At 58.9% G+C, this 10668-nt stretch carries 10 protein-coding genes and 2 pseudogenes; 5 read left to right on the forward strand and 7 right to left on the reverse strand.

Features of this window, described 5'->3' with window-relative positions:
- A pseudogene (locus PUT78_RS21885) lies at positions 1 to 178 on the forward strand (DDE-type integrase/transposase/recombinase); the annotation flags it as partial.
- Positions 179 to 294: 116 nt separating this feature from the next.
- Here PUT78_RS21885 and PUT78_RS21890 read toward each other — a convergent pair.
- Genes PUT78_RS21890 through PUT78_RS21910 form a run of 5 tightly spaced genes read right to left on the reverse strand, consistent with a single transcriptional unit; the run spans position 295 to position 5560 of the window.
- Entirely contained in the window at positions 295 to 1227 is a 933-nt protein-coding gene (locus tag PUT78_RS21890) for an SMP-30/gluconolactonase/LRE family protein (RefSeq protein ID WP_274354380.1), read from the reverse strand.
- Complete coding sequence (locus PUT78_RS21895) at positions 1224 to 2162, reverse strand: ABC transporter permease (protein ID WP_274354381.1); 939 nt, start codon at positions 2160 to 2162, stop codon at positions 1224 to 1226. The genes PUT78_RS21890 and PUT78_RS21895 overlap by 4 nt, the downstream gene beginning before the upstream one ends.
- Positions 2163 to 2171: 9 nt before the next feature.
- The gene (locus tag PUT78_RS21900) at positions 2172 to 3107 is read right to left on the reverse strand and encodes an ABC transporter permease (RefSeq protein WP_274354382.1); all 936 of its coding nucleotides are present in this window, start codon (positions 3105 to 3107) and stop codon (positions 2172 to 2174) included.
- Positions 3108 to 3109: 2 nt separating this feature from the next.
- Positions 3110 to 4540, reverse strand: coding sequence for a sugar ABC transporter ATP-binding protein (locus PUT78_RS21905; protein ID WP_274354383.1), 1431 nt, complete (start codon positions 4538 to 4540; stop codon positions 3110 to 3112).
- 6 nt (positions 4541 to 4546) lie between these two features.
- Complete coding sequence (locus PUT78_RS21910; RefSeq protein WP_274354384.1) at positions 4547 to 5560, reverse strand: ABC transporter substrate-binding protein; 1014 nt, start codon at positions 5558 to 5560, stop codon at positions 4547 to 4549.
- Between the two features lie 226 nt (positions 5561 to 5786).
- Between PUT78_RS21910 and PUT78_RS21915 the strand changes: the two genes are divergently transcribed.
- Both PUT78_RS21915 and PUT78_RS21920 read left to right on the forward strand, forming a co-directional pair.
- On the forward strand, positions 5787 to 6992 hold the full coding sequence (locus PUT78_RS21915; RefSeq protein ID WP_274354385.1) for a GAF domain-containing sensor histidine kinase: 1206 nt from the start codon (positions 5787 to 5789) through the stop codon (positions 6990 to 6992).
- Complete coding sequence (locus PUT78_RS21920) at positions 6989 to 7741, forward strand: response regulator transcription factor (RefSeq protein ID WP_274354386.1); 753 nt, start codon at positions 6989 to 6991, stop codon at positions 7739 to 7741. Before PUT78_RS21915 ends, PUT78_RS21920 begins: the two co-directional genes overlap by 4 nt.
- Before the next feature lie 89 nt (positions 7742 to 7830).
- Here PUT78_RS21920 and PUT78_RS21925 read toward each other — a convergent pair whose 3' ends face one another.
- Both PUT78_RS21925 and PUT78_RS21930 read right to left on the reverse strand, forming a co-directional pair.
- On the reverse strand, positions 7831 to 8121 hold the full coding sequence (locus PUT78_RS21925) for a hypothetical protein (protein WP_274354387.1): 291 nt from the start codon (positions 8119 to 8121) through the stop codon (positions 7831 to 7833).
- Positions 8122 to 8355: 234 nt separating this feature from the next.
- On the reverse strand, positions 8356 to 9444 hold the full coding sequence (locus PUT78_RS21930; RefSeq protein WP_274354388.1) for a LysR family transcriptional regulator: 1089 nt from the start codon (positions 9442 to 9444) through the stop codon (positions 8356 to 8358).
- A 175-nt stretch (positions 9445 to 9619) separates the two neighbouring features.
- Between PUT78_RS21930 and PUT78_RS21935 the strand changes: the two genes are divergently transcribed.
- Positions 9620 to 9961: a hypothetical protein gene (locus tag PUT78_RS21935; RefSeq protein ID WP_274354389.1), complete on the forward strand. Its 342-nt coding sequence runs from the start codon at positions 9620 to 9622 to the stop codon at positions 9959 to 9961.
- Positions 9962 to 10469: 508 nt separating this feature from the next.
- Positions 10470 to 10668: pseudogene (locus PUT78_RS21940) on the forward strand (IS6 family transposase); the annotation flags it as partial.

Genomic DNA, 10668 nt, shown 5'->3' on the forward strand with positions numbered 1-10668 from the left:
CCTCGAGCAGGATCACCGGTTTATCAAACGCATCACTGGGCGAATGCTCGGCTTCAAAGCGTTTTATTCCGCCTCGGCCACGCTGGAGGGAATCGAGACCGCGCACATGATCCGCAAGGGCCAATTCGACGCCAACGGCTTGAACGCATTTCAGCAGTTCGCTCAGCTCGCAGCATAATTCCGTCCAGCATCAGCCTACACTCAACCATGTCGGAATTTGCGACAGAACCACTGTCCCGTCCCGTTGATTGATCCCTGACAGCGACCCGGATTGAGAGTGCCGCGCGGCGGTTGTCAGATTGCTCCTGCGCCCCGTGTCCATGGTTCGGCGCCCCTTATGTCCACGAATATGCAATAGACTGACGTAGTTGCGGTAATGAACAGACGATGGCCGTCAGCCCCGCCAAAACACAGGTTTGCTACCACCTCTGGCACCAGTATCTTGCCCAGAAGGCGGCCATCGGGCGCAAAGCAATGCACACCGTCTGCTGCCGATGACCATAAGTTGCCCGCTTCATCGGTACGGATACCATCGGGCAGCCCGTGGTCAATATACGCGAAGACGCCTGCATCCGTCAGCGTGCCGCCAGCAACATCAAACTGGCGGATCACTGATGCCACGCTGTCGTCATGGCTCGATCCGCTTTCGGCAATGTAAAGGCGGGTTTCGTCGGGCGAAAAGCACAATCCGTTCGGCTGTACGAAATCCGACACGACAGGCGCGGTAATGCCGGTTTCGGGATCAATGCGGAACACGTGCCGCGCGTCCTGTTCAGAATCGGTGCGCCGCCCCTCAAAATTGGAATCGATGCCATAGGTCGGGTCGGTGAACCACACCGCACCGTCCGAACTGACAACCACATCATTGGGCGAATTCAGCGACCGCTCCTGATATGCGCATGCCAGCACGGTCAGACTGCCATCATGCTCAGTGCGGGCAACATCGCGTGGCCCGTGGCGACAGCCCACCAGCCGCCCCTGCCGGTCGCGCGTGTTGCCATTATTAAACCCCGACCCCTGCCGGAACAGCGTTACCCCTTCGGGCGACCAGCGCATAATCCGCTGGGACGGGATGTCGGAAAACAGCAGGCAGCCGTGATCACCAAACCAGACCGGCCCTTCAACCCAAGTGAAACCGGTGGCGATCCGTTCCAGTTGCGACATAGGGTGAACAAGTGATGCAAAGGTATTTTCATGGATTTCCAGATGCGGCGGTGTCGAGATCATGGGCGTGCCCTCCGCGTGCTGGCAACGATGACAATGCCAATGATGATCGACCCGGTCAGAACAAGCCGCACCCCTGCGCCGAAGCCATAGGAATTCAGCATCGACACAACGAGGAACATGAACAGCGCGCCGCCCCAGACACCGGGAACATTGGAATTACCCCCTGCAATCGACGTGCCCCCGATGACCACCACAGCGATGGACATAAGCAGATATTCCTGCCCCATATTCAGCGATGCGCCGCCTGAAAAGCTGGCCAGCAGATAGCCTGCCACTGCCGCCAGAACCGAAACAGTAAGGTAAGTGACCGCGCGCACGATCTGCACCGGAACACCGGCCAGCCGCGCCGCGCGCATGTTCTGCCCCGTTGCCAGCAGCCAGCGCCCCCAGATACTGCGTTCCAGAACCACCCAGACCACGACCGCCAGCATCAGCCCGACCAGCGCGACATTGGGAATGCCGAAAGCTCGGCCCGTGGCGAAATCGGCAAGCGCTTCAGGCGGGCGGATGCGTAGCCCGCGGTTTGACCAGATCGCAACCGACTGATACACCAGCGAGGCGGCCAGCGTCGCGATAATGGGCGGCAGACGCAGCAGATAGATCAGCGCGAAATTCGCCCCGCCCGCCCCCAGCCCGACCGCTACGGCAACACCCAGACCCCAATACTCGGCGCCCGGGACAGACCCCATGGCCTTTAGTGCAAGTGTGCCCGACAGCGTCATCACAGCAGGGATCGACAGATCAACATTGCCCGGGCCCAGCGTGATTACCATCATCTGGCCCAACCCGACAATGGCGGCAAATGCCCCGAACGACAGCGCGGCATAAGCAAGCTCGCCCGCACCGCGCCCTTCGGTCAACAGCATCGTCAGCATGAACGCGCCACCGGCGGCAAGCCACGACCATATCCAGGGGCGTGAAAAAAGTGTTGTCATGTGCCCATCCTATCCGTCGCGCGTGTTGCGCCGCGTGAACAGCAGCCGTGCCATCAACACAATGATCAGAATTCCGCCCTGCGCGCCTATCTGCCAGTCGGGCGACAGGCGTAAGAAGCTAAGGAACGATGCCGCGAGCGTCAGCGTCAACGCGCCAATCACTGCGCCCACCGGACTGACCTTACCGCCGGTAAATTCTCCGCCGCCGAGGATTACACCTGCGATTGACAAAAGCGTGTAGCGCAGCGCGATATTGGCATCAGCCGATGTTGTCAGCCCGACCAGCGCCATGCCCGCCAGAACGCCGAACAGTCCCGCCAGTCCATAGGCCAGCGCCTTAAGCCGGATTACGGGCCAGCCCGCGCGCGCAACCGAACGTGCGTTGCCGCCCACACCGCGCAGCACAGTGCCAATGCCTGACCGGACGACCAGCAAATGCGCCACTGTGGCAATAACGACTGATGCCACAACAGCCATCGGCACCATGGGCGGGGTCGACGTCATCATGCTGCGCAACCAGCCCGGGCTTGCCCCGCCCGGCGTGGGCAGGATGAACAGCGCCAGCCCGCCCCAGACAAACGACATACCCAGCGTCACAACGATTGCAGGCAGCTCCAGCCGATGGATCACCGCACCCATCACCGCATAGGCCGCGACAAGACATGCCAGCACCCCCACACCCAGCACCGGTTGATCGTTCAGCAGCGTTGCCGTGACACAAGCGGTCAGACTGACAAAGGCCCCCACCGAAAGATCGATATCTTCGACCATCATGATGCACATCTGTGCAACCGTCGCCAGCGCGATGGGCACGGCCAGATTGAACAACAGATTTACCCCGAAATAGCTCATGGTGCGGGGCTGCATATAGAAGGTTGCCACCAACAGCAGCGCCAACGACACAACCGGCAACAAAATGCGATACCGCGAAAATAACCTGCGCATGCTTAGTCGTCCTGCATTTCAAACGAGGCGCGAAGGATACCTTCTTCGGTGATCGCATCGCCGGTCAATTCCGCCGAAATCCGGCCGTTGCGGAACACGAAGACACGGTCGCACTGGCAAACCTCGTCAGTTTCGGTCGAATACCACAAAAAGGTGCGGCCCTTGGCAGCCTCGGCGCGGATCATCGCGTAGACACCTTGTTTGGTTCCCACATCGACCCCGCGCATCGGGTCGTCCATCACAACCACCGGCGCGGTCGACGCCAATGCACGCGCAAACAGCACCTTTTGCTGATTGCCCCCCGACAGCGACAGTATGTTATTGGCCAGATCACCAGTGCGAATGCCAATGCGGTGTTTCCAGTCCCCAGCAAGTGCGGTTTCGGCGGAACGGTCAACAAGCCCACGCCGTGAAAACTGCTGCAGGACGCCGATGGATATGTTGCGCAGGATTGGCCACAGCGGCAGAATACCATCGCGGGTGCGGTCACCGGCGACAAAAACCATCTTTGGGTCACGGCGCCCACGCCATGCAGAGGTTGTGCCCAGATATAAGTGTGCAAGCGCCCGCGCCTGCCCGTGACCTGCCAACCCCGACAGCCCCACGACTTCCCCCTTGCGGGCCGCCAGCCCGTCATCGGTGCGCACCACTTCAGGACCAAGATCGCGCGTAACAGCGGCAACGGTGTCGTCGTCGGCGACATGGCCCATTGCATCCACCAGCCCCTGCCGCGTGAAGGCGGCAACGGGACGGTCGGCCACTACCTTGCCGTCGCGCATGACCAGAATGCGCGATGCGACGGCGAACACTTCGCCCAGCATGTGCGAAATGAATATGACCGCCCCGCCCTGCGCACAAAACTGCCGGACATAGACAACTAACTGGTCTGCAATCGCCGCATCAAGCGACGATGTCGGTTCATCAAGGATTACCAGCCGGACATCCTGCCCGCGCGGGGCAAAACCGATGGCGATTTCGACCATCTGCCGCTCGGCAATGCCTAACTCCTCAACGGTTGTTTCGGTATCAATTCCATGCCCGGGAAAGACCGTATCAAGCGTGCGCGCTATTTCGGCCCGCGCAGCGCGCCGCCAGCCCGGCCCGCACAGGCCCGAATGCGAAATGCGCAGATTTTCGGCCACCGTCAGGTTGGGACATAGCGACAATTCCTGAAACACTGACCGCACCCCGGCGACCAGCGCCGTATCCGCGCCGGATGCCGGAAAATCGACACGGCCCGATGTGGGGGCCAGGCCGCCATTCACAACATTGACAAGCGTGGATTTCCCCGCGCCGTTATGCCCCACAAGCCCAAGGCATTCCCCCGGCCTGATCGACAGGCTGACACCGTCAAGCGCCCTGACCGCACCAAAAGATTTGGCGGCATCGGTCAGGGCAACAATGGGCGCAGAATCTTGCGCTACAGTGGACATGTCGTGTCAGTCCGCCCCGGCGATCACAGCGCGTGCATCTTCAAGCGAGTAGGTGACATTGGCCACTGACCCCGAAGGCGTCTGCGCCAAGGTATCGTCAAGTGTAGCTTGCGTGATTTTCAGGAACGGTACGGTCAGGTCTTTGGGCACGTCCTGCCCGTCAAGGATCTGTTGCGCCACCCAAAACGCCAGCGTGGCAACACCGGGGGCGATTGACAGCGACAGTGTTTCATAGCCATTGGCATCACGCTGGTCCGCCCACCACTGCATTTCGTCCTGACGATTGCCCAGCACGATGATAGGCATGTCACGCCCCGCCGCGCGGATTGCCTGTGCGGCCCCGTAGCCATCGCCGCCCTGTGTCACAACACCGACAATGTCGGGCAGCGATGGCAGAATGCCTGAAACAGCGCGCTGCGCCACTTCCTGCGCCCAGTCGCCATGAACCGCACCTACTATGTCAAACTGGCTGTGCTGCGCGACACCGTCGTGGATGCCTGCTGAAATCTCGTCATCGACGAACACACCGGCAAGACCGCGTATTTCCAGCAAGTTGCCACCATCAGGCAGACGGCTGGCCAGATAGTCCACTTGCTCGCGGCCCATTTGTTGAAAATCGACCGCGATGCGCCATGCGCAGGGTTCGGTAACTATGCCGTCAAAGCTGACGACGACAAGTCCCGCGTTGCACGCCTCGGCCACGGCGCCGTTCAGTGCGGTTGGCGACGCGGCATTCAGCACGATGGCATCATACCCCTGCAAAATCAGGTTCTGGATCTGCGCCGCCTGCTCGGTGGCCTGATTTTCGGATGTGGTGAACGCATCTGCCGCCGCCACAACACCGTCCTGCGCGGCCGCGCCCGCGATTTCGGACCAGGATTCCAGCATTGCCTGACGCCAGGAATTGCCGGCATAGTTATTGGACAGCGCAATGCGCCTGTCGCTGGTATCGGCGTGCACCGGGGCAACCGCCGCCATCATGGCAAGCGTTGCCGCACTCACAAGTGTGGTATTCCTCATGTTTCCTCCCTTGGCATGCAGCAGATTGCCAGCATGCTCCTCCCTGTCGTGGCCCGGATATGCCGAGCGTACAAAAAAGGCTAAGAGGGCCTTTCGGGTCTGTAAAGATAGGAAGCCGCATATTTATTGCGGGTTCCCGCATGTCAGGTGCGGATTCGGTTATTCCTTTCTACAATACATGGCTATATGCTTGCGGATAAGCGCAGCCATGTCAGGGAGGAACCCTTTGTCCACCGCATCAGCCCCGCTGGCACTGGCCGGAGATGATGTCTTCGTGCGTATCTCGAGCCATCTGGCGGGCGAAACCGAAATCCCCTCCGCGCTGGGGGCAGTCGCAGACGAAATCGCATCACTGATTGCGTTCACGCATGCCGATATCTGCCTCACCGACTCGCCCGGCTGGACAGTCAGCTATGAGGTTGGCATCACCACAAGCTGGTCGCGCAAGCGCACCCGCGTGCAGAATTCGCCTGTCCGCGATCTGCTGACTGCGCGATGTGAATCAATGCTGACTGCGGACGCAACCCAGGATCCGCGCTATACCTTTACAGGCGCGCGCTGCGAGCCGATTTTCCGCCATGAGCTGCGGTCGCGGGTCAATGTGCCCATGAAGGTCATGGGCAGGGTGATTGGTACGCTGAATATCTCTCACAATGCCCGCGGCCTTTATGACGAGGCAACCGTGACGCGGGCGCGACATCTGGCGGATATGCTGGCGCCCTATTTTCATGCCCTGCACGCGTCAGAAAAGGCGCAGCAGGTCGCGCGCGCCCGGGCCGAGGCACAGGCGCGCGAAGAAGGTCTGCGGCAAGGCGCGCTGGACCTGACGCAGGAACTGGAACGCGAGCGCCAGCGTATCGGAATGGACCTGCATGACCAGACGCTAGCCGACCTGACGCGCTTGTTGCGCGATCTGACAGCAGACGCTGCGACGCCGGACCGGCTGGTCCTGGCAGAACGCCTTGGTCACTGCATTGATGACCTGCGCCGGATTATCGACACGGCGGTGCCGACACTTCTGGAATTATTCGGCTTTGCCCATGCGGTTCGGGTCCATCTGGAACGCGCCACAGGGCATGCACCGGTGGTGGTTGACGTGGTCGACCGGACGGACAACACACCCGACCGGCTGGACACGACCACGCGCACAGCGCTGTTTCGCATCACACAAGAGGCGATCAACAACACAGCACGCCATTCCGGTGCCACACGTATTGCCGTCGTCATCGATCGTGATCCGACCGGACGACTGCGCCTGACAGTTCAGGATAATGGCTGCGGTTTTTCGGCCACAACTGGTGGCAGGCAGTCGGGCCTGTCGCATATGCGCACCCGTGCCCGCCTGATCGATGCCGATCTGGAAATACTGGAGAAGGTAGGTACATCTGTCGTGGTGACGCTGCGCACAACCGGAAAGGAGGGTCGCATATGAAGGTTTTGATCGTCGAGGATGACCAGTTCCATGCGTCCTATCTTCAGGATACGCTGGCCGAGGCACTGCCCGAAGTCACCGAGACACTGCACGCCATCGACGGGCTTGCAGGCACCATAGAGGCCCGCGCCGGACGCATAGAAGCCGTGGTGATGGATTTGCAGATGGACAAGCAGAACGGAATAGAAGCCGCGCGCACCATCTGGTCCGAACGGCCCGACACCCGCATCCTGTTCTGGTCCAACTATTCGGATGAGGCGTATTTGCGCGGCATCAGCCAGATCGTGCCCGAAGACAGCGCCTATGGATATGTCCTCAAGACCGCGACACGCGAACGGCTGAAACTTACGATGCGCGCAGTTCTGATCGAGGGGCAGATCATGGTGGACCGCGAAATCCATCGCTTCCAGCGTCGCACCACATTGCCCCGCAATGCACTGGACGATAGCGAATATGCCGTGCTTCTGGACCTTGCGCTTGGCCTTCAAGATCGCCGTATCGCTGAACGCCGAGGCATGTCATTGCGAACCGTGCAGAACCGCTTGCTGTCCCTGTACGAAAAACTTGGCGTGCTGGATGATGAAATTGGCGACATGGCAGGCGGCACTGGGTTCAATAAGCGGGTGCGGGCGCTGAACCGCGCAATCGCCATGCGAATCCTGAACGCCGAACTGCTGGAAACATCGCAGCGCGATTTTGACCGCTGGCGCGCACGGCGCACGGTCCGGACTTTGCCTGCACGGCCGTAGATTTCAGATTTCCGGAACTGGGCCGCTTTAGTTGGGACTATTGCATTCCACCAGAATACGCGCCCGTCCGACAACGCGATATCCACGCGCTACGCCAAGACAGCAGGACCCGGGTCAGCAGAAGTGTGATTCATTCGCCCGGGCGCGGCGGGGCTTTCCATGGCAGATGGTTCAATCTCGACAGGAAGGAAACAGCCATCAAGGGCAACTCTCTCCTCAGCCGAAGATGTGCTCTCTATCGGCGCGAACCGAGAATCCTTCAGCCATTTGAATATCAGGTTCGCGCTCACCGAAACACCCGGCGTCAACGTCTGCGCGCAAATCGTGCGCTTCTCGTCGTCAGACCAAACCCGCTTCTTCAGCCCCTTCTTCCCCGCCATCACCAACCTCAAGATGTCCACTATCGATAGTGGACACTATCACCCACTCCATCACCCAGGCAGAGCAGTCAGACCGGACGGATACGCTGCTTTACACAGACACGTTCTATCATCAGCTGCGAGGTGCAGCACCTACCGGAGACCGAGGCTGGACACGGCCATCAGTTGCTGAAAATCCCGATTTCTGTGCGACGTGCGGCGTGAGGCAGGCTTTGTTCAGCGCATTTCGACTGATTAGCCGTGTTTGCTAGGACCGACGGTTCTGCGTCGAGTGTCCATACCCGCGCGCTGGCCGGGTGGGAGCCTGCCGGTCCAGCCCGCATTGCTGACCTTGCCCACCCGGTCTGTTTTGCCAGATGATGGAACCTGCTGCGCAAGAAGGCCGGTTTCCTGTCCGGTTCGCAATGGGGTTGTCGCCCCATTTCCATGGGTCACTTTCGCGCTTTGGCTCTCATTGCATGTGCAAAATTCCAAAAACGCCTTAAGCGCTGCCGAAATGTTTTTGCGGGACGGATAGATAATACTGATCGGCAGGTCGGGATGCGTATATTCGGCCAGAATAGGGACTAGTTTCCCGGTAGCAAGATGATCGCTGATCATAAACTCCGCCAGATACGCGACCCCATAGTCCGCCATCGCTGCGGCCGCGATAATTTCGCCGTTATTGGACGCAAAGCGCGGCGTGACTTTCTGCCAGAAAATCTCGTTCTCGCTCTGGAAAGGCCATGTCGTGGCGGTGCTGATATTGGTGTAATGAAGTATCTTGTGATTTGAAAGATCCGACGGGTGTCTGGGTGTGCCGTATGTTTCCAGATACCCCGGAGATGCGACAATAGCGCAAGTCGTGGTGTGAATGCGGCGTGCAACCATGCTTGAATCCGCCAGTTCCCCGATGCAGAGCACCGCATCATAACCTTTGGAGATCAGATTGGTTCTGCTATCGTCAAAGACGCTTTCCAACTGCACATTCGGATGCTGTTTAAGAAATCTCAGGATCAGCGGCTGCAGCGCCCGCAAGGAAAATGACACCGGCGATCCGATCCGAAGCCGCCCGGTGACCGTACCGCTTTCAACCTTTGCCTGCTCATTCGCCTCATCCAGAAGATCAAGGATGCGGCGCACCTTCTGGTAGTATTCCATGCCGATGGAAGTTGTCTTCACGGAGCGCGTGGAGCGCGTAAGCAATCTGGCACCAAGTTTGTCTTCAAGATCGCTGATGTATTTGGAACACATACTTTTCGAGATGCCAAGTTGGCGGGCCGCAGCTGAAAAACTGCCTTCTTCAACGATCAGGGCGTATGCCTTGAGACTAATGGTATCCATGGTAATTCTTTTCCGCAGCTGTGACAGTTTGTTACTTGGCGCGCGCGCAAGTGTTGTTCAAGATGATCGAACAAAGATTTCGATTTCCGACGGATTATAGCTGCCAAGCACCGCACCTATCTCCTGCGTATCCGAAGCACGAACGCTTCGCGAGATACGAAAAAGGACTAAGGTCATGAAAAAAATTGTACTTATCGGCGCGGCCCTGCTCTCCGCAGGGGTGGCTTCTGCGCAAACCATCTCACCGGGCCATGCGCAATTTGCTGCCGGTCTGAACCTTGATGCTGCGCAATATTCCATGACGGAACTGATGCTGATCGAGCAGGCGCGGCGCGACAATGACCGGCTGGCTGAACGGTTCTATCTGAGCGGCACAAACCGCGAAACCCGTGGGGGTGTTGGACAGGTCTCGCAAGGAAAGGCCCAAATTGCTGTCGGCCTTGGGGTAAATCCTGCAGATCATACACTCAATGAACTTCAGCTTCTTTGGAACGCAACAAACGGCGAGGACGACTGAACCTGATCCGATCAGGTAGAAACAATCTGCTTGTTGTCCTTTCCGGCCTGAAACGAGCCTTCACGCATCCCAAGGCGCAAAACAGAGGCTGGAAGGGACGCGCCACCGGCAGACCATCAAGAGGCCTGCCGGTGGCGCGGGCAACAGGCAGGCCCTGCCGCCCGTTTCAGTCCGTCCTTACGTTCCACCTGATATAAGAAAAATCAGCATACGCCGAGGCTTGCGATTACCCACAAATATGTGAATCGCAATGATGTTTGAGACAGAAAAACTTGATCGAAAGAATCACTTATGACTCTTCTTTGAGCACCCGAATTTCTTGATGAGGTGCGTGATGTCTGCCAGATCTGAAAATTTTGCAGCTGACGGCGGCCATTGGTCGGAGCGCGAGGTGAATGTCGGCGCCTTCAAGGATGCTCACTTCGGTAACCGGTTCGTAGAACTTCTCAGGTGTCTGAGCGGCATTGCCAAGTTATTTGGGACGGCTGATTTGGGTAGATGTTGAGGCATGAAGGTACCACCGTCCATGCCGCGCCTGAAAGGCTTTCGTTTCCCACGTAAGATTGTCGCCTACGCAGTCTGGGCCCACCACAGGTTTGCCCTCAGCACGGCAGATGTTGAGGATCTTCTGGCGGAGCGGGGCGTCATCGTCAGCCGCGAAACCGTCCGCCTCCGGGTTAATCGCTTTGGTGTGTATTTCGCCGCGT

It is taken from the genome of Roseinatronobacter alkalisoli (assembly GCF_028745735.1).
GTDB lineage: Bacteria > Pseudomonadota > Alphaproteobacteria > Rhodobacterales > Rhodobacteraceae > Roseinatronobacter > Roseinatronobacter alkalisoli.